This is a genomic window from Limnofasciculus baicalensis BBK-W-15, assembly GCF_024178385.1.
In the GTDB taxonomy this organism is placed as follows: domain Bacteria; phylum Cyanobacteriota; class Cyanobacteriia; order Cyanobacteriales; family Coleofasciculaceae; genus Limnofasciculus; species Limnofasciculus baicalensis.
The window spans coordinates 1-20,995 of sequence record NZ_JAMZMM010000064.1 but is presented as its reverse complement, the minus strand read 5'-3'; the positions used below and the strand labels follow the sequence as shown (position 1 = coordinate 20,995).

14 protein-coding genes and 1 pseudogene are annotated in these 20,995 nt (G+C 42.1%); 10 read left to right on the top strand and 5 right to left on the bottom strand.

Annotation, left to right across the window (positions count from 1 at the left end; genetic code table 11):
* Positions 1-125 precede the first annotated feature (125 nt).
* From NJ959_RS08980 to NJ959_RS08935, 10 genes and pseudogenes are all read left to right on the top strand, one after another.
* Positions 126-1,976, top strand: coding sequence for a fatty acyl-AMP ligase (locus NJ959_RS08980; RefSeq protein ID WP_254011415.1), 1,851 nt, complete (start codon positions 126-128; stop codon positions 1,974-1,976).
* A 101-nt stretch (positions 1,977-2,077) separates the two neighbouring features.
* Complete coding sequence (locus NJ959_RS08975; protein ID WP_254011414.1) at positions 2,078-2,362, top strand: acyl carrier protein; 285 nt, start codon at positions 2,078-2,080, stop codon at positions 2,360-2,362.
* Between the two features lie 68 nt (positions 2,363-2,430).
* The gene (locus NJ959_RS08970; protein ID WP_254011413.1) at positions 2,431-3,756 is read left to right on the top strand and encodes a hypothetical protein; all 1,326 of its coding nucleotides are present in this window, start codon (positions 2,431-2,433) and stop codon (positions 3,754-3,756) included.
* A gap of 6 nt (positions 3,757-3,762) precedes the next feature.
* A pseudogene (locus NJ959_RS08965) lies at positions 3,763-9,594 on the top strand (type I polyketide synthase); the annotation flags it as partial.
* Between the two features lie 152 nt (positions 9,595-9,746).
* Positions 9,747-10,187: a lipocalin-like domain-containing protein gene (locus tag NJ959_RS08960; RefSeq protein WP_254011411.1), complete on the top strand. Its 441-nt coding sequence runs from the start codon at positions 9,747-9,749 to the stop codon at positions 10,185-10,187.
* 110 nt (positions 10,188-10,297) lie between these two features.
* Entirely contained in the window at positions 10,298-11,626 is a 1,329-nt protein-coding gene (locus NJ959_RS08955; RefSeq protein ID WP_254011410.1) for a lipase family protein, read from the top strand.
* Between the two features lie 500 nt (positions 11,627-12,126).
* Positions 12,127-12,516 (top strand): DUF3119 family protein, encoded by a 390-nt coding sequence (locus NJ959_RS08950; protein WP_254011409.1) that lies wholly within the window; start codon positions 12,127-12,129, stop codon positions 12,514-12,516.
* Between the two features lie 486 nt (positions 12,517-13,002).
* Complete coding sequence (locus NJ959_RS08945) at positions 13,003-14,238, top strand: DUF3086 domain-containing protein (RefSeq protein WP_254011408.1); 1,236 nt, start codon at positions 13,003-13,005, stop codon at positions 14,236-14,238.
* 94 nt (positions 14,239-14,332) lie between these two features.
* Complete coding sequence (plsY, locus tag NJ959_RS08940) at positions 14,333-14,992, top strand: glycerol-3-phosphate 1-O-acyltransferase PlsY (RefSeq protein ID WP_254011407.1); 660 nt, start codon at positions 14,333-14,335, stop codon at positions 14,990-14,992.
* Positions 14,993-15,058: 66 nt separating this feature from the next.
* The gene (locus tag NJ959_RS08935) at positions 15,059-16,603 is read left to right on the top strand and encodes an ArnT family glycosyltransferase (protein WP_254011406.1); all 1,545 of its coding nucleotides are present in this window, start codon (positions 15,059-15,061) and stop codon (positions 16,601-16,603) included.
* 532 nt (positions 16,604-17,135) lie between these two features.
* Here NJ959_RS08935 and proC read toward each other — a convergent pair.
* The 5 genes from proC to pipX all read right to left on the bottom strand — a co-directional run bounded on the left by proC (position 17,136) and on the right by pipX (position 20,772).
* Positions 17,136-17,954 carry a pyrroline-5-carboxylate reductase gene (gene proC, locus NJ959_RS08930; protein WP_254011416.1) on the bottom strand — a complete coding sequence of 273 codons (819 nt, stop codon included), beginning with the start codon at positions 17,952-17,954 and terminating at the stop codon, positions 17,136-17,138.
* Positions 17,955-18,098: 144 nt separating this feature from the next.
* Entirely contained in the window at positions 18,099-18,686 is a 588-nt protein-coding gene (locus NJ959_RS08925; RefSeq protein ID WP_254011405.1) for a cell division protein SepF, read from the bottom strand.
* A gap of 188 nt (positions 18,687-18,874) precedes the next feature.
* Positions 18,875-19,546, bottom strand: a complete 672-nt coding sequence (locus NJ959_RS08920) for a YggS family pyridoxal phosphate-dependent enzyme (protein WP_254011404.1) — start codon at positions 19,544-19,546, stop codon at positions 18,875-18,877.
* A 2-nt stretch (positions 19,547-19,548) separates the two neighbouring features.
* Positions 19,549-20,316: an ATP-binding protein gene (locus NJ959_RS08915; protein WP_254011403.1), complete on the bottom strand. Its 768-nt coding sequence runs from the start codon at positions 20,314-20,316 to the stop codon at positions 19,549-19,551.
* A gap of 192 nt (positions 20,317-20,508) precedes the next feature.
* Entirely contained in the window at positions 20,509-20,772 is a 264-nt protein-coding gene (gene pipX / locus NJ959_RS08910; RefSeq protein ID WP_254011402.1) for a transcriptional coactivator PipX, read from the bottom strand.
* Between the last annotated feature and the right edge of the window lie 223 nt (positions 20,773-20,995).

Below are 20,995 nucleotides of genomic sequence, written 5' to 3'. Positions count from 1 at the left end.
ATTAAATCCAAGTTATTTGGAGTTATATTATATTTTACATAAAAATATAATATAACCAAATAAATAGAACTAAAATGCCATCGATCTAATCCGATCGCCAACCAATTCATTACATTCATTAGAAGATGGATAGATTTGCAACACTGATCGAGATATTAAGGGATAGAGCATTCCAGAAATCAAACCAGATCGCTTATACATTTCTGAAAAATGGAGAAACTGAAGAAGTAAGCCTGAGTTATCAACAACTCGATCTGGAAGCACGAGCGATCGCATCCCATCTTCAATCTCTAGGAGCAACTGGCGAACGTGCTTTGTTGTTGTATCCACCGGGTCTAGAATTCATTAGCGCATTTTTAGGGTGTTTGTATGCGGGTGTTGTTGCAGTTCCTGCTTATCCACCCCGGCGGAATATGAATTTGTTAAGGTTGCAGGCGATCGCACAAGATGCAGAAGCGACATTTGCTCTGACAACCACATCAGTCATAGGGAATATTCAGGATTGGTTGCGAGAAAACCCAAACCTAGGCCAGTTGCACTGGCTAGCGACAGATAGTATCGATTCAGACATAGCCCAATCCTGGCATGAACCAATTGTCAGGAGCGATACTTTAGCGTTACTCCAGTACACCTCCGGTTCTACAGACACTCCCAAGGGCGTGATGGTAACTCACGGCAATCTATTATCCAACTGCGCAGATCTTGACCTGGGATGGAACCATACACCAGAAAGCATCATTGTTACTTGGCTACCAACCTTTCATGATATGGGGCTAATCTATGGAGTTATAGAACCCTTGTATAAAGGCTGTTCCTGCTACATGATGTCCCCTGTGTCCTTTCTGCAAAAACCAGTGCGATGGCTCCAGGCAATTTCGACTTACCAAGCCACTCATAGCGGCGCTCCAAATTTTGCCTACGATCTCTCCGTGGATAAGATTACCCCAGAACAAAAGGCTACCTTAAATCTCAGTAGTTGGCGGATGGCTTTAAATGGCGCTGAACCCGTTAGAGCAGATGTTCTGCAAAGGTTTGCGGAAACTTTTAAACCTTGTGGGTTTGATTTAACTGCCTTCTGTCCCGGTTATGGTTTAGCAGAAGCTACCCTAAAAGTGGCTGCTGTCCGTCAACAAGATATACCTGTTTTCTTGGCAGTTGATGGAGATGCACTGGCCCAGAATCGGGTAGTGGCAGCTAGCTCAGATGCGCCGAATGTCCAAACCTTAGTTGGATGTGGACGTAGTGAGATTGACACAGAGATTGCGATCGTTCATCCCGAATCTTTGACACAATGTCAAGCTGCGGAAGTGGGAGAGATTTGGATCTCGGGTTCTGGTGTCGCTGCTGGTTATTGGAGGCAAACAGAGCAAACTGCACAAACCTTCCAAGCTTACTTGGCTGATACAGGTGCAGGGCCATTTCTGCGGACAGGGGACTTAGGATTTTTACAAGACGGCGAGTTATTTGTCACAGGAAGACTGAAGGATATCATTATTATCCGAGGACAAAATCATTATCCCCAAGATATTGAGTTGACAGTGCAAAAGAGTCATCCAGCACTGCGATTAAATTGTGGAGCAGCTTTCACAATCGAAAAGAAGGGGGAAGAGCGATTAGTGGTTGTTCAAGAAGTGGAACGAACCTATTTGAGACGGTTGAATATTAAAGAAGTAGTGGGCAATATCAAAGAGGCAGTGATAGATAACCACGGGTTACAGGTCTATACCACAGTTTTGATTAAACCTGGGAGTATTCCGAAAACATCTAGTGGGAAGATTCAACGTCATGCCTGTCGGCATCGATTTCTAGAGGGCAGTTTGCCTGTGGTGGAGGACTGGAAGGAAAGTTCTCAGAATAATGCCGAGTTTCAAAATTTGGATGCTGATGTTAACTCACTCTTGACAAAAGTGCAGCCAGATAATCCTGAGCCTAAAAGAGCGAATTTTAAGCAGAATGTAGAAGTGAATATAACTTGACTAATCGCCAAAATCATATTAAGATAGACGTGAGGAATAATAAGGCTTGATTTATCTGAGTTAAACCTGTAGTAAATATGTCTAAGATTGAGGAGAATCAAATGACAAAATCCTTAGTAGACCAAGGCAATAAAACCCGCGAACACAGCCAGGAATTAACAAGAGAAAAAATTCAAGACTGGATGGTTGATTACTTAGCAGAGTTGCTGGAGATTGAACCAGAAGAAGTAGATGTAGAAACTAATTTTGCACGTTATGGCTTAGATTCATCGGCAGCAACGGTTTTGACAGGAGATTTAGCTATTTGGCTGGGTAAAGAACTAGAGCCAACCCTGCTCTATGATTACCCGACAATTGCCAAACTAATAGACCATTTGGTTCAGTAAAACCAAGGAAAATGTAATTATTTTGTCTCTTGATACACATAATTAAACTAGATGAGAAACTCAAAAAGATGGTGAATACTAGCAGCAACACTTTACAAAGATCCCAAGTAAACAAAGTTATCCCTATATTGGAGAAAAACTATGGAAATAATCTTGACTCTGACTACACAGAGAAAATAGAGGAGTTAGATAAAAATTTTAACTATAGTAGTAACAGCCATGCTTACTGGAGCGAACCAGAGAATTCTCTCCTTTATGGCACACCACTCTATGAAAAAGCTTCTGAGACTCAAAAGTTAGCGCTTAATCATCTTCATTGGATTATATTTTACAAGGGCGTTGCTGATAGTGAGATTGAGCTTATTAACTACAACACAATCACAGCCGATTGCCTGATGGCGGAAAACAATGATTATGAAATGCTGGTGAAGTTGCTAGCTAATGAAAGCTTTCAGGAACGGAAACACATTCATGCTTTTTGCCAAATAAATTATCTAACAATCAAAGCTCTGTTGGGTAAGAAAGCTCTGATTAATTCTGGTGCAGATAAGTTTTCTTGTCAAGATAAAAATATATCAGTTTTTCCTGATATATTCTCTGTTGTGAACTCGATCAGTAACATTATGCTCAAGGGCAGAGAAAAGTACCAATCTCAGAATTTTAGAGACTGGAATAAGGAAGGAAAAATTGCCCCTTCTACTCAGGGATTTTTCAATGGATTTTCCGGAAAATCAACTAAGTCAATCCAAGAATTATTACCTCTTAACTGGGGAAGCTATCCCTTCTTGGCTGCTAATTTTTATGCCGTGAGGTATATGGCTAATTTAGCCTTAAAAAATAACGAATTTCCCATACATAATTACTTTAGAAAGTTGCAGAAAGCTCAGGAATTTATTCCAATTCCAACAGCGATATCCCACTATCACTTTTTAGATGAGGCTTTTCATACGACAACCTCTCTATTTCTCGGTAGAGACTTCTATAAAACTTTACCCAAACCATCGATCTATGAAAAGGTTATGGCGAATTTAGCTGTCCTACAGGCACAACGGAATAATCTCATAGCTCTCTCTGGTATAGTACCTAATCGGTTCTATAATGATGGCGAAGCTATTAGTTTTCTGATGAAGCTCTTCCAGAGTCCCGTGTTCGATATGTCTGCTAAAGAAGCGATTTTTTGGATAGAAAAGTGTTTGTGCCATGAGCATGATGGTTTCCATATCAATCTCAAGTCACACGCTCGCCTACTATCAGATTTACGGAAGTTTGCAGAACAGCTTGACTACTTGTGGCCAGTGAATCGGGAAATGCGTGTGATGGCTTCAGGCGGTTCAATTCAGAAAGCTATCAAGAATAATATCAAAGCTTTCAGTAAATTTGCTCAGGCATTGTAAAAAGAAATGGAAAAAATAGCAATTATAGGAGTTGGCTGTCGCTTTCCTTGTGCTGAGAATCCCTCATTGTTTTGGCAACTTTTATCCAATAAAGTAGATGCTATTAGCGATCTGCCATCACGAGAGTTTGATTGGGATATTTTAAATCAGCATTCTGTAGTACCTAGAACTAAGAAAAATAGCCTGTGGGGCGGATTTTTAGAGGATGTGGAGTTCTTCGATCCTAGCTTCTTTCAAATTTCCCCTAAAGAAGCACAGCGGATGGACCCTCAACAAAGGTTGCTTTTGGAAGTGGCATGGGAAAGTTTGGAAAATGCTGGTATTGCACCATTATCAGAACTCAGTGGTAGTAAAACAGGAGTTTTCCTAGGTATCAGCAGCTATGACTATCATATACTCTTGAGCAAGAAGGCTAAAATCAACGCCTATAATGGAGTGGGAAACGCTTTAAGTATTATTGCCAATCGTCTGTCCTACTTACTCAATCTTCGCGGACCGAGTTTAGTCATAGATACTGCTTGTTCAGGATCGCTGGTAGCACTTCACTACGCTTGCCAGAGTTTGCTCTCTGGCGAGTCTGATTTATGTCTGGCTGGGGGAGTTAACCTAATTCTGACTCCAGAACCAACTATTTCCTTCTCTCATGCCCAAATGATGGCAGCAGACGGTAGGTGCAAAACCTTTGACGCTGCTGCTGATGGTTATGTCCGGGGAGAGGGATGTGGAGTGGTTGTCCTCAAACGGCTTTCCGATGCACTTCGGGATGGAGACAATATTCAGGCAATTATTAGAGGTTCCGCCGTTAACCAAGATGGTTTGAGTAATGGATTAACTGCACCTAACGGCCCTTCTCAACAAGCAGTTATCCGGCAAGCATTAGCAAATGCTGGGGTTAAACCAGCAGATATTAGTTATGTAGAAACTCACGGTACGGGAACATCTTTGGGAGACCCCATTGAAGTGAATTCTCTCAAAGCAGTCTTGATGGAAGGTAGGGAAGCAAATCAACCTTGTTGGATTGGTTCAGTTAAGACGAATATTGGACATTTAGAAGCTGCTGCGGGAATTGCGGGGCTGATTAAGGTGGTATTGTCTCTACAACATCGTGAAATTCCACCTCATCTCCATCTCAAGCAGTTAAATCCTTATATTAAAATTCAGAATACTCCTATTTTAATTCCTACCGAACTTCAGGAATGGCCAGCCCAAGAACACCCCAGATTGGCAGGGGTTAGCGCCTTTGGTTTTGGTGGTACAAATGCTCATGTGGTGTTGGAAGAAGCGCCCTCTAGTCAGGAGGAGGGGACTCCGGGACTCGATGATGGGGATAATTTATTACAAACAGTATCTACCTCACCGCATCTCCCCCTTGACTCGTCTTATTTTGATCGTCCTTGTAATCTGTTAACACTATCAGCAAAAACAGAAACAGCTTTGCGAGATTTGGTGGTTCGATATCAAGATCATTTAAAGGCGAATCCAAACCAAGCGATCGCCAATATCTGTTATACAGCAAATACAGGGCGCGATCGTTTTAACCACCGTCTGGCTGTTGTAGTTAACTCTAGGGAAGAGTTAGTCGCACAACTGAGTACTTGTGAGTTTGAAAACCTAACCCCCCAGCCCCCTTCCCTGCAAGGGAAGGGGGGGAATTTAAAGCCTCTCTCCAAGGAGAGGGGTTGGTACAGAGGTCAGGTGATGCGGAAAAAGCATCCCAAGATAGCCTTTTTGTTCACCGGACAGGGTTCCCAGTATGTCAAGATGGGGCAACAACTTTACGAGACTCAACCCATCTTCCGCCAGACTTTGCAACAGTGCAATGAGATTCTACGCCCCTATCTGGACTATTCCCTATTAGAAGTACTGTATCCTGCTCAGACAGGAGAAAATATTTCATCTCTGCTAGATCAAACTGCCTATACTCAACCAGCCCTATTTACTTTTGAATATGCCCTCTATCAACTTTGGAAATCCTGGGGGATTGAACCAAATGTGGTAATGGGGCATAGTGTTGGCGAGTACGTGGCTGCTTGTGTGGCAGGCGTTTTTAGTTTAGAGGATGGACTCAAACTCATCGCCCATCGAGGCAAATTAATGCAGCAGTTGCCATCTGGTGGCGAGATGGTGTCACTGATGGCTTCAGAGGATTTGGTGAGGGAAGTTATTGCACCATATCATCAAACAGTGGCTCTAGCAGCGATTAATGGACCCGAAAGTGTGGTGATTTCTGGAACCAGTCAAGATATTGGTGCTATTTGTCAGAAACTGGAATTTCAGGGAATCAAGACCAAACGCTTGCAAGTATCTCATGCCTTCCATTCGCCATTGATGGCACCAATGTTAGCTTCCTTTGAAGCAATAGCTAATCAAGTCACCTACAATCAGCCACAAATTCCCTTAGTATCCAATGTCACCGGAAAACTTGCTGATGATGGAATTACAACAGCGCAATACTGGGTGGATCATGTATCTGGTGCGGTGCAGTTTGCTAGCAGTATGGAGACATTGGATCAGCTTGGGTATAAGGTGTTCGTAGAGATTGGACCAAAGCCGATTTTATTGGGTATGGGGCATCAATGTTTACCAGATAGTGAGGGTTTGTGGCTGCCTTCTTTCCGTCCTGGTTTCGACGAATGGCAGGTGATGCTTTCTAGTTTAGGGCAGTTGTATGTCACTGGATTCAAGGTAGATTTCTCAGGATTTGACCGTGAGTATGGGCGGCAGAAGGTAATATTGCCCACTTATCCCTTCCAACGGCAACGCTATTGGATTGAACCATCTTTGCCGTCTAACAAATTGGTCAACCGGATTTCAGAGGTGGAGTGGCTGCCTCTGGTGCTACAAAAACGTCCAGTGGACTATTTACTATCTCCAATATCAATTAGGCAACGCCTGATTTCTCAGTTACCAGAATTGATTGATGAGCAAGATTATAAAATTTTTAACAACCTTTCAAATCAACTCGAATCTCATAGTGTGGCTTACATACTGCAAGCCTTCAAAAAAATAGGGTGGCAGTTTCAAATTCAAGAGCGTTTCTCAACAGCCGACGTAGCAAATAAGTTGAGAATAGTTAGTCATTACCACCGACTTTTAGATCGTTTGTTGGCAATACTAGCAGAAAAAGGTTTGCTGTTGCAAATAGACAACCAGTGGCAAATCATAAAAGAGCAGGAGACGTTAAATCCACACGAAATGATCGACGATCTCCTCATTCAATATCCAGAGACTGAAGTGGAGTTATCCCTGCTACAACGCTGTGGTGACAACTTGGCAGAGGCACTCCTTGGAGAGCGCGATCCCTTAGAGTTGTTGTACCCGAAAGTCTACGAGCAAACAGCAAATCAGCAGTCTCGGGAATCCCCCATCAGCAAAATGATGCAAACTCTGGTGCAAAAGGCTGTCTTATTAGCTCTAGAGCAATGCCAGGGGAAAGTACAATCAACATTGCGAATTCTCGAAATTGGGGCGGGAACTGGTTTGACAACCTCTTATGTCTTGCCGATCCTCAGCCACTCTAAAATTGAGTATGTATTCACCGATATATCAGCCTTTTTCACGGCTCAGGCGCAGGAAAAATTCAAAGATTATCCATTCGTAAGCTATCAGCTTTTAGACATCGAACGAGACCCTTTGACTCAAGGTTTTGATTTACACCAATTTGATCTAGTAATTGCCGCAAATGTGGTACATGCTACCCAGGATTTACGTCATACTTTACAGCAGATAAGGCAGTTATTAGCGCCAAGAGGAATGCTGGTGTTGTTAGAGCTAACTGCTCGTTTGCCATTTATAGATTTAACCTTTGGGTTAACAGAAGGTTGGTGGAGGTTTGCTGACCACGATTTACGGCCTGATTATCCTTTGCTTTCGGGTTCTAAATGGCTGGAACTATTGCAGGAAAGTAATTTTTCAGAAGCCGCAACTGTTGGGATACCAATTCAAGAGGATGGAATTGTAACCCAGGAGGAGGTGATTTTAGCCCAAAGTGCGGTAATAGTAGAACCAAGAAATTGGCTGATATTGTCTGATACAGCAGGAATCGGTCAAGAGTTAGCAGCAATTTTCAAGGCTAAGGGTGATATATGTACGTTAGTGTTCCCAAGTGAAAAGTACGAACAGCTAGCGGAACTGGAATTTAAGATCGATTCATCCAATTCCAGAGACTGGCAACGGATATTTGAGTCTTTACATAATTCTGTGTATGGAATAATACATTTGTCAAGTTTGGATGCAATTAAAGCAGAGAACTCGACAGTACGAGATTTAGAGACATCTGTAGAAACAGCTTGTCGGAGTTTGTCTGGCTTAGTCCAGTGGTTAAATTTAACCGAATTTTCTCAACCCCCAAGCTTATGGTTGGTAACTAGGGGAACACAATCAATTGGAAGCGAGCCTAATATTTTAGGGTTAGCTCAATCTAGTGTATGGAAAAAGGGAAATGCGATCGCTCAAGAACACCCTGAATTAAACTGTGTAAGGGTGGATTTAGACCCCCAAACAATCGGTGGTGAAGCTGAGTACCTATTTCAAGAAATCTGTTGTGAGACTCAAAAAGATCGACAAGTAGCTTTTCGCGATCGAATCCGGTATGTAGCCAGACAAATAGAAGTTTCACAGATGGAAACAGATCCTGCTGGATTAGATATGGCGGCAAGCAATTCGCTCGATCTAAATCTGACTGACGTGGTAAAATTTGATGGTAGCGATGCGTCACTACTATCTGTAATCAAACAGCAATTATCACAGGTATTAGGAATTGCTACAGACAAACTAGATATAGAACAGCCCCTTACTGAATTTGGGATAGATTCTTTAGTAGTTATTGAGCTAAGAAAGCGAATTTCAAAGGAATTAAAGGTGGAAGTAGCGTTAGCTAGCTTCCTCAATGGTTCCAGCATTGCTCAATTGAAAAATCAGATAAAAGAGGGAATCGCTGAACGAACAGGCGTAGAAACTGCTCAGACATCACCCTCGTTAGTTGTTCTCCAACCATCTGGGAATAAGCCACCTTTTTTCTTCATCCACCCAGTTGCCGGAGTGGTTTTTCCCTATTATGAATTGGCATGTTTGATAGGAGAGGATCAACCATGTTACGGGTTCCAATCAGTGGGTATTGGGGACGATGAGCAACCCTTAACCTCAATAGAAGAAATGGCTGCTCACTATATTAAAGATTTGCGTAGAGTTCAGCCAGGAGGTCCTTACCACATTGTTGCTTGGTCTTTTGGCGCTTTTGTAGCTTTTGAAATGGCTGTGCAGCTAGAACAATCTGGTGAAAAAGTAGATCTATTAGCTGCGATCGATTCACCCCCCCCTTCTGAGAACAAAATAGGTAATGTTTTCCTAGGTCTAAAGTTTACTTTGATCTCAATGATGCCATACATCTGGCCCTATATCTACGATTATTTTTATCTATTACTTGCGGATGACAATCAACTGAAGACAAACAACATTTTTCAAAGAGCCAGTAAAAAATTGTTTAACTTAACTCAAACTAAATTTCCATCTCAGCAGTCATTTATGTCTGAGTCATTTATCAAGTTTCGCCAACCAAATGTTTCTCGTATGTTGCGAGTGATCTTGAGTAACTTCCAATCATCTGGTAACTACCTGCCATCAGTCTATTCAGGTAAAATTCATCTGTTTCGTACTAACGAAAAATTATGGGAAGTTGACCAAGATAGTACATTTGGTTGGAGTCATCTAGCTAAAGGAGGAGTAGAGATTCATCAAATTCCGGGTCATCACCTTAACGTTTTAAGAACTCCTAATGTACAGGTGGTTGCTGAAAAGTTAAAAGCCTGCATTGATCGCGAGCGTTATATAAAAAGGTGATTTCAGTAACAAGTCTAGAGTAAATGAGGCCCCAAGACGATCTTGTGAATTGACAGATAATCGCTTGACATTGGCTGCACATTTTACTATTGTAAGAAGGTGGAGATCCCTAATCGGTTTCATTGTGTAAAAAAAGGAATTGGTAATAGAAAATGACACAAAATCAATTTGTAGGAACTTGGCGACTGATCGGTACCAAAATCGAAGACAGTCAAGGCAGAAAATCTGAATTATTTGGACCTGGTGCTACTGGGCAGATCATATACAGCGAACAAGGATATATGTCTGCAAACTGTACTCTTCCTAACCCCCCAGATCTAGTGACAGTTTGTGAAACCTTTGCAGGAAAATTAAGCCCTGAACAGATTACTAGCTTATCATTACCAAAGCTCAAAAACTTTTCCTATGCCGGGAAATATGAAATCGAAGCAGACACAGTTATTCATCATGGTGAGTTTCATTCTGAACCCATCTATAGTGGACTGCTCCCACGTTTGTTTGAATTTACAGGTAATCAGTTGATTTTATCCCAATACTTTCCTTTCACACCAGGTTCAGATGCAAAAATGCATTTGATTTGGGAAAGGGTGTAAAAGTCATCAGAACACCGTTTCTCTAGGCATTGATTGACACAGTAAATTCATACCTAATTTATCCCCAATCAATGCTGATTATTATTTGATAATTAAATGGAGACCTAACCGTGACTACACTCTTGAAAATGCGCAAAGGCTTTAGTTTTGATGAAGCCATCCTCATGGCAAATCTTTCTAAATATGCCTACGATGTTTTTCAGTATGATGATGGCAGCGTTGATGATGGAGAGCTAAAGACAATTTGCAACGCTCTCTATCGCAATCAGGGATGGCAGTTGGTTCACACTATCCGTAATGACGACACTAATGTCCGGGGACTGATTCTGAAAAATACCGGATCGCCAGTTGCTCATCAGTATGCGATATCCTTCCGAGGATCGATAGTAAGCGATCGCGGTGCCTTGGAATTGACTGATTTTGTGAGCGATACAGATTGGGATTTGATTCATTACGGCGCTTTGTCTATCCAAAGGGCGAAAGTCGCGCAAGGATTTCATAACGCTTTTGAGTCTGTCGCTGATGAAATCAAATTCTTCTTCCAGACTCTACGCGGTGACTTAAAACCCTCAGATTTTCGACGGCTCCATCAATTAACTCCCCTGCGAAAATTTGCCTGTATCGCTGCTTTGGCAGATGCGGGCGCAATTAGATTGGGGACAGATTTTGGGCAACAGGCTGAAGATTTAGTGGCTCAAGTAGTTGCTGATGGTGAAGTTGATGATGATGAAGAACTTGAGAAAGTTTTACAGTTTCTTGAAGAAGAACTCCTATCTAAGCTATCACCTTTAACTGAACCTATAGAGGTGTGGGTAACTGGCCACAGCTTGGGCGGTTGCCTCTGTCAACTTGCAGGTTTGTCCCTGCGACGGTGGTTTGGTCCATCTGAAACCGGGGGATTGCGGATCAAAGTTTATGCCATTGCCTCACCTAAAATTGGTAACAAACCCTTTATCGATTTCTACAATCAGCAACTAGGAGAAGAACTCGCTTATCGTATCGAAAACATGCTGGATGGTACGCCAACATTTCCTTACGATCCCCCCTTCCCCGTATCACTATTTGCTCCTGAAGGACTGCGGATTGGTAATCTTTTCTTCGGGAACTATGCTAACGGGGGCGAGGCGATTACTGTTTTTGGTTTGGGTTCTCAAAGTGGATCTATCTCCTTTGGCGGTATTGTTGAGCTACCGATTAGTGTCCCTTTTCCTCACAGTATTGAAACCTACATTCAATTGTTGACCGAGCAGAAACAATTTTGGTATCAACTGGTTCGTCCTATCAAGGATATTTTCCGTCCTTTTCTCATGGATATTGTGGCTAATGAAGAGAGGCAAGGGTTCAATGTGGATTCCCAAGTCAATGGCTTCAATGGGAGTGAAAAGGCTGGGAACGTCAATCGCGAGCAAGAGGCTAGCAGTGTAGCCGATGAAAACTGACATCTTGTATCAGTTTCAATAAGCCTGGGCGATTGGAAATCGCGGCTACACAAACCAAGTCTGCCTCCGCAGACTAACAAAAATCAAGGCTTTCAGAACCCGCCTAGGCGGGTTTTGTCTGTGTAGGTGCGGTTAAAACCGCCCAATTAAAATTAATAAATTCTATGATTTGATGACCATTCAAGGGTAGTTTAGTTGTCCAGTGTTGTAATTGTTCCTTTGTAGCATCTCGCAGTTATAGTTGAGATTGCTTACTCCCTTTGCGGGAGAAGATTATCTATCTCTTCCTTTGTGTCAAGCGTGGTTTCTTCAATAGTTATTCTTCCGGCGCTAAAAGAGTAAGTGCGATCGCAAAATTAAATTGGTAATTCCGCTGACTAATTGATTCTGGTGCAACAATATAGCAATTACAAAAGAATACTCATGCTTAGGCCAATCTTTGCTAAGATCCCAAGTAGGTTAAGGATTTCTCACCCTATAAAACAAGGAATTTCACAAACGTGACTTCTACCACCTCTCCGATTACACCCACACAAACAGTTGAACTATCACCTAGCTACACCCTGCCTTTGGTGCTGATTTTACTTGGTTTCCCCATTTCACTGATCAAAATCTGGGCTGGTTTCCCCATCGCACTCTTTGGGTTGTTCCTCATGTTTCAGGCGGTAACCCTCCGCCTCCAATTCACTGACACTTCCTTGGATATTTATCGCTCCGACACCCTAATTAGACGTTTTCCCTATCAAGATTGGCTCAACTGGCGAATTTTTTGGACACCTGTGCCGATTTTATTCTATTTTAAAGAAGTTAAAAGCATTCACTTCCTACCGATTATCTTCGATCCGAAGACTTTAAAAACTTGCCTGGAAGAGCGGTGTCCGAGAATTTGATTGAGATTGGGGGTGACTGCCTTGAGAGGAATCTACTCTATTCTCACTCCAATCTGAAAGTCTACTCTCCATTGAAGGTAACACTGGTGAGAAGACTGCGGGAACTCCCCTGCCCCAACCAGGAAGGCTACTCTGCCCAATACTTCCCTAATAAACCTGGTTTCCACAAAAAATCCTAGGTTTAGAGGATGGAGGTTGACGAATAAACCAGGTTTCTGACTCTGTGTCAAGGCAAAGCCAACACCAAGACATGCGCCAGCAAAGCCCTGCTTTTACCCCACCTAGAGGCTCGAGGAAAAAAAACGCAAAAAGTATATATAATAAGCACTACATCGTCCTGCCATCTACCTTCAGCCCGATCGTAATATTAGCAGGACTTACGCAGCAACACTACTTATGGTGTGGATGGTCCGTTAGCAAAGCCTAACACACCCTACAGATGGAGGCTTTGCCTAAGTCCTGATTAGTTAATTTTTAAATTTTTCCATGAATTCAGACGAATCACAAACCCACGAAGAAGAGCAAGCTCAACAACCTCCTACTGAAGCACTGGAAAAAACCCCCCAAGACATTCCTCCAGTTGCTCTAGCAGATTTGGGTTTACAGACGGAAAGTACTATTGATGAATTACCCCAAGAAATAGCAGGAGTTGGGCTAGTAGAATCGGGGACAGTAGTGTCGGAAATGCTCCCATTAGAACAACTATCTATTCTAACTGCATCAGCCGAACCTGTAGAAGATAACGAAAGACTCAATGAGCTAGCTAAAACTGTAGGGGAACTGGAACGTCAAGAACAGGAATTAAGACAGAAACTTGCTGATTTACAAGTAACCCAAAGTCAAATTTTAGCAGAACAGTTGGGGGAAACTCAAACTGCGATCGCCAAAATAGTACAAGAGGGACTAAAAGAATTAGAACAGCGAAAACAGGAACTATTAATCGCTGTTGAACAACTCGAACGCCGTCGGGAACGGATTCGCACAGAAATGCGCACCACCTTTGCAGGTGTTTCTCAAGAATTAGCGATTCGGGTGCAAGGTTTTAAAGATTATTTAGTTGGCAGTTTACAAGATTTAGCAGCCACTGCCGAACAACTAGAACTTGCTACTCCTAGGGAACCACTAAAGCCAATACCAGAAAAAATCCAGCTACCGGATACAAATATTACCCCCAAATTTACCGAACAGAAATTTCAAGAGCAAGTTCGGCAAATTCGCAGCATTATCGATCAATATCGGAAAATGCCAGATTATTATGGTCCGCCTTGGCAACTCCGTCGTACTTTTGAGCCGATTCATGCTGAAAGAGTTGGTAATTGGTTTTTCAATCAAGGGGGAAGAGGCGCTTTACGCACCATGGGTAGCCGTATGCAAAATATATTAGTGGCTTCAGCTACTATTTCCGTTTTGCGCACACTTTATGGGGATCGCCTCCGCACTCTCATCCTGGCTAATACACCGGAAAGATTGGGAGAATGGCGCAGAGGATTGCAGGATTGTCTGGGTATCTCTCGGAGTGATTTTGGTCCTGAAAATGGAGTTACTTTGTTTGAGGAGTCTCCGGCTTTGGTGCAAAAAGCAGATCGTTTGGTCAATCAAAAGCAGCTACCATTAATTATTATTGATGAGACTGAGGATAAAATTAGTCTTTCTTTGCTACAATTTCCTCTCTGGTTGGCTTTTGCTCCCGATCCTCAGCAGCAGTCTAATTACGATTATTAAATTGGTTATTGGTTGTTGGTTTTTTGTTATTGGTTATTGGTTTTGATCCTTTTTCCTAAACAACAAACAACAAACAACAAACAACAAACAACAAATGATTATTGAATTAATTTGGATTGGCGTAATAATTATTGGGGCTTATTTATTGGGATCTATACCTACAGGGTATTTGGCGGGTAGGATATTGAAGGGGATTGATATTCGGGAGGAGGGATCTGGTTCCACAGGTGCGACAAATGTTTTGAGAACAATAGGAAAAGTACCTGCGTTAATGGTTTTGCTCATTGATGCTGCTAAAGGAGCAGGTGCAGTCGCTCTGGTTAATGGTGTTTATTATTTTATTGGAACATCAGTTTTGCCTGAGACTTGGCAAGCTTGGTTAGCGGCTTTAGCGGGATTTTTGGCATTAATTGGTCATAGTAAATCAATTTGGATTGGTTTTAGTGGGGGCAAATCTGTTGCGACTAGTTTAGGGGTTTTACTGGCTATGTCTTGGCTGGTTGGGTTGGGAACTTTCGGGGTATTTGGGATTGTTTTTGGGATATCTCGGATTGTCTCTCTAGGTTCAATTGCTGGTGCGATCGCAGTTGCTACTTTAATGATTGTTTTGAGGGAACCTTTACCCTACGAAATCTTTGGTTGTGCGGCGGGATTGTATGTGATAGTGCGGCATCGCAGTAATATTGAGCGTCTCTTGGCTGGTACTGAGCCTAAGATAGGACAAAAATTACCACAGGAAGCGAATAGTAATTAGTCATACAGAGTTGTCAGGAAAACAAATCTTATTGATTTTAGTAATATGCAGTTTCAGAAACTGAGGTTGCTTGAGGATACTAAATGGGTTTTTATCTATTTATTTATATTAGCATTAGTCATCCGTTTACCTTATTTCTTTGAGGCTGTAATCGACTGGGATGAAAGTACATTCATTTTATTTGGACAATCCATTCTTGATGGAAATTTACCTTATACAGAATTACTAGATGCTAAACCGCCCCTCCTTTGGACAAGTTTTGCATTATTTATATTGGTTTTCGGAAAAACTGTAGTTTCAATCCGTTTAGCAGGAACTATTTGTGTAGCGCTAACGGCATTTATGACATATCTGATTGGTTGTAAAATTTGGGACAACAAAATCGGAGTTATCAGTGCAACTTTATTTACAATTGTAAGCGCTCTTTCTCCTTCCGGACAAGCGGTAATGTCAGAGCATATTGCCTTGCTTCCCTTGATGGCAGCTTTGACGCTATTAATTACAAAAGAAAATACGTTATTCAATTTATTTATCAGCGGTGGATTGATAACTACAGCAAGTTTAATTCGGCTCAATCTTGCTTATGTCGCTATCGCTGTTGGCTTGTCGCTACTCTGCTCTCTGCCAATGAATGTCCATCGCGAGAGAAAACTGATTCTATACCGAGGTTTGGCCTATGCTTTCGGGGGATTCTGGATTGTTTTTTTAACGGTTATACCTTATCTAATACTTAGGCAAGAGGAAATCTGGTGGCTTGGTGTTGTGACGACATCTTTTAGTTATGCCAATTTACAAAATACTGTATTCGTCACATTATCTCAGGAAATTACAACTATTCGGCAGATTTTACTTGGTCAGGAATCTATTGCCTTGCTTGGCATGGCTATTCTGGTTTGGCTGGGAGGATTATTACAGGTATTCCGAATACCTATTTACTGGAAAAGATTAGATACTTTTCAGCAGAGGTCAATTATATTATTATTTGTTACTCTTATAGGAATTGAGATTTCATTACTTAAAAGTGGTTATTTTCACCCTCACTACTTGATTCAGTTCAATGCGATTATTTCTTTATTTGCGGCAACTTTAATCAATGGATTATTGTCTAGTCGCTATGGAAAAGTAGTGACGATTTTTATAAGCTTAGTATTTTTTATTGTTTTTATCCATATTGGTTTAAAGTATGGGAGATTGGGATATGAGATTATCCATAATCATCGTATACTATATGGATCTGCATATCAGATTGCTGAATTTATCAAACAGGAGAATACCGAACATCAACCAGTTTTACTACTGACAGATCATTTGGCTTACTGGCTGACAAATACCAAGCCTCTTACTCCAGCAATGACACATCCTTCTAATCTTAATAAGGAATTTTTGTTAAAAGCATGGTTTGGTGAGGAGGCTTCAACTGCAACAGAATTATCAAAAATCCTTCGCCAACAGCCCAAATTTATTATTGGGGAGGAAGTTGGCAGTTTTTTTAAAAAAGATACGGTTCAAGCATATTTTAATGAAACCCTAAATCTAGATTACACTTTCGTCAAAAAAACCGACGATGTAGAAATATACAAACGTCTGACTTCTGCCAGTGTGGGGAGCTAACAACCTGAGTTCGATATAAGTGATTGATTTGAAACTCAATCAGACTTACTTTAGCGTATAATAGTGCCCTAATATCTGGCGAGAAAATTAAAAGTAAGGGCGTAGTCAAATATGTTGGTAGAGTCAAAGAAAAAAAGAGAATACAGCGCCGACATAGTAACTTTTATATTGGGATACACGGCTATGCTTGGCTAGAATCTCTAAATTCGTTTCACGAATATATTCTTCAATTAATGTCACCGAGTCCACATAAAATACGATATTATCAGCGAGGTCAAAGAGCCAAAAAGCTTATCCAATCTACTTTACAGACATAGTTGTCACCCCGTCAGGCTACTGCGCCCCTACTTGGATGGCACTTAAAGAGAAAATTGATTGTATTGAGTCAAACGCGATCGCACCCCCCAAATGAGCATTTATACTTAGGGCTTGATGTACAAGTCTAAAAACCTTATACATCAAGGGTTAGAGATCGAACTCAGGTTAACAGCAAGTATCTAATTTATATTCCCAATTAGCTACTTGCTAACTTTTACTTACCAAGTTCCTCAGAGCGTTTCTTAGCAGCTTGTACAGCTTGAATCAGAGCAGAGCGGAATCCAGCACGCTCCAACTGTTCGATTCCAGCAATTGTTGTACCACCTGGACTAGTTACTCTATCTTTGAGTTGGGCGGGGTGTATTTGGGTTTCCTGTAATAGTCGAGCGGTTCCCAATACTGTAGAAAGTGCTAACTTAGATGCCATCGCTCTTGGTAAGCCAGCAGCTACACCACCATCTGCCAGAGCTTCGATCGCGATCGCCACATAAGCCGGACCTGAGCCTGATAAACCTGTCACAGCATCCATTAAATATTCTGGCACTTCTACCACTTCGCCTACCGCCCCAAAGAGCGCGGTTGCCTGTGCTATATGACTATGTATGACAGATTTACTAGGCGCGATCGCAGTAATTCCTGCTCCTACCGTAGCTGGCGTATTTGGCATCGCCCGGATGGTTGGCTGATGCCCAAATACTCCTTCTAATTGCGCCAAAGATACACCCGCTAAAATCGAGATTACCAGGGGTAGATTTTCTGGCGATTGGTCGATCTTCCCTGAAGCTAGATCTTTTGCTACTATCTCAAATATTTGAGGCTTAATAGCCAACAAAAGTACCTCAGAAGCTGCCGCCGCAGCTCGGTTATCTGAGGTTACCTGGACCCCATATTTCTGGACTAAAAATTCCTGTCGGTGATTTTTTGGTTCGCTGACTAGGACATCATCAGGGTGATAAATCTCCTGCTGGAGGAGGCCCGATAAAATCGCTTCTCCCATTACTCCACCGCCAATTATGCCAAGCTTAACGGACACTACAGCACCTCTCTTCTGTTTGATTTTGGATTTTAGATCAAAAAATTTCAGCTTTTCTGCGATTTCCAGCACAACAATTTACCTGTTAACAGGTAAATTGTTGTGCTTTATCCAATTTTAGATCTTATCTAAAATCTAAAATTGTTACTGGGCCATCCGCTCAGATTCAGATGCCCAAGCTGGAGATGGAGCAGCGGGACGAGAGGTACGGGGTTGAGAGGTTTGAACTTCGTGAACCACGCCAGACTGGGTGCTGACTTGGACGCAGCTTGGGGTAAACAAGAAGATACTTTCGCCAATCCGCTCTTGATGACCATCAATAGCGTAAGTACCACCTGCCACAAAGTCTACGGCTCGTTGGGCTTGATCTGGGTCCATCATGGTTAGATTTAAGACAACAGACTTTCGCTCTCGCAGAGCTTGAATCACCTGGGGCATTTCTTCAAACGAACGAGGTTCAATCACGGATACTTCCGTGACACCATTAACGGCTCCAGGCATTCCAATTACGTTATTCATCGAACTCGATCCCATTCCTGCTTCTGATCCTACTGGACGTTCCCGAACGCGACGGCGCGGACGTTCTTCCTCTGGCTGAGGCGCTGGTGGTGGCGGCTCTTGCTGATAGAGATTATTTTGGTAGGCATCTGAGTCCTCGTAATACTCATCATCGTATTCCGGTGGCTCGTTAAACCCTACAAAATCCCGCAATTTACTAAACAGGTTGTTCATCTGTTTTCCTCCATGGAGACTCTTATTATAATCATCAGCTTTAATGGAAGAGGAACAGGATGACAGCACTTAGGCAACATATAGAAATCAACTCCTAATGGCTTCACAAAGAAGTTTATCAGTTATCAACCAAACTAGGGGCTAGGGGATAGTGCCTGAAGTTGGCGATCTACAGGAGCGGGGGAAGATTAAGGGCTGCGATCGCCAAAAATAACATGTCCCACTCGCACCATTGTTGCACCAGCTCGTACTGCCAGATGATAATCTCCTGACATACCCATCGATAGCTCTTGCATTTTCAGATTTGAGCAGTTTTGCTCCTGAATTTGGAGAGATAGAGTGCGGGTACGTTCAAAGACTGTGAGACTTTCCGCTTCCGATAATCCCAGAGGCAAGATCGTCATCAATCCTCGAATTTGGAGCATATCACACCGATCGAGTCCTGGTAAATCCGCTAAAAGTTCCGGTATCGTCCAACCATATTTATTTGGATCGGGTAATATTTTCACTTGGAGGCAGACTTGTGGTTTCAAGGATAGCTCAGAGGCTACTCGATTCAAGCGTTGGGCTAAACTGAGACTGTCACAGGAATGAATCCACTGAAATATTTCTAAGGCTTTCTTGACTTTGTTGCTCTGGAGATGCCCAATCAAATGCCAGTTGATATCTGGCAAGTCTAAAAGACGTGCTTGCTTGACTGCTGCTTCTTGAATTTGGCTTTCACCAAAATCCCGCACCCCAGCGGCATAAGCTTCGCCCATGGCATCTACTGACACTCCCTTGGTGACTGCGATGAGCCTGACTCCTGCGGGTAGCTCTTGGCGAATATTGGCAATTTTTTCTGCTATTGAGCTGGTCATTCTCAAACCCAACCCTCAATTTCTGTATCTGTCAGGACTTCTCTGAGCTTCTCATATTCTAGTCTTGTCGCCTCCAGAATATGTTTCATCATCACCGACTCTTCAGCATGGGAGGCTAAAAATGCGGCATTTAATGCAATATTGTCGATAAATCCACCTGATAGCTCTAAGTTTCCTAATTTTTGATAATCCAGCTTCTCTGTTGGTACTGTTGGTGGATATATCTTTTGCCAAATTCTGGTTCTGGTTTGGGCATCTGGGACAGGGAAGTTGACAACAAAACGCATATGACGGGTAAAGTTTCTATCTAGTTTTTCCCCCAAATTGGTGGTTATAATTGTCAAGCATTTACAGATTGCCATTTTTTTTAATATATACCTAAGTTCAAAATTATTATAGCGACAAAAGCCATCTTTTACTTGGATATAATTGTCAAACAAAACCTCAGCGTCATCAAATAGTAATACCCCACCTCCTCTTTCTGCGGCATCAAAAATTTCTCCTAAATTCTTTTCTGTTTCAGGAACATTATCATCCTCAGTGATAACACGATATAATTTGATGCGATAAAGGTCTAATTTAAGCTCGTTAGCAATTACTTTTGCTGCCATGGTTTTCCCTGTACCAGAAGTGCCATCAAATAAAGCAACGATGCCTAGTGAGCGTTTTTTTTGATTGGCAAAGTCCCATTTTCGGTAACCTGTATTCTGTCTATGGAAATAACTAATTATATCTCGCACCTGTTGTTCTTGTGCTTTACGTTCGGTCATCCCGGAATTTACGCCCAAGGAATCTATCAAGATTAGTTCTGAAGCGAGAGTATCAACAGCAGTATGTTGAGCCTCTTAAGCCTCGGCAAATTCAGCAATTATCCTTGTGGGATTTGTTGGAGAGCGTGGATTCTCAGCGATGAGGGTCAGAATCCCCCGCATGAAGGCGCGGGGTTCTTCAAAGTTACTATATTATTGGAAGGTACGACGATGAATGAGCTGAAGTTGCTCCAAGTCTTTGGATAATCCCATCCGACGGAGGAGGCGGAGGCGATTTTCGACTAAATGACGAGCATCGGAACGCCCAATTGGTTCAAAACCCAAGCCATTAGGACTGGTTTTTACCACAAAAAATAGGCGGTGTGCATAAAGGGTGGTGAATAATTCCTGGTTTTCTTCCACCATGCACACTCGAAAAAGTAGACCAAACGTTGGATGATTCAGATAGGTTTCCATTAAAACCCTGCAATAGAGTTGTTAAACAACGTGTTGGGCAAGGGAGTATAAGCGTAGAGTATTGTCACCATCGATAAGACATAGTTTAACTAAAAACATTCATTAGCAATATGTCTACAAGTTTAGCTGGTCTTGGGATCGTTTAATCAGCAATTTTGATCGGGATTTACAGGATTTACAGGATTTATTTTGATTACACAATCGCTACCCCACTCCCCACTCC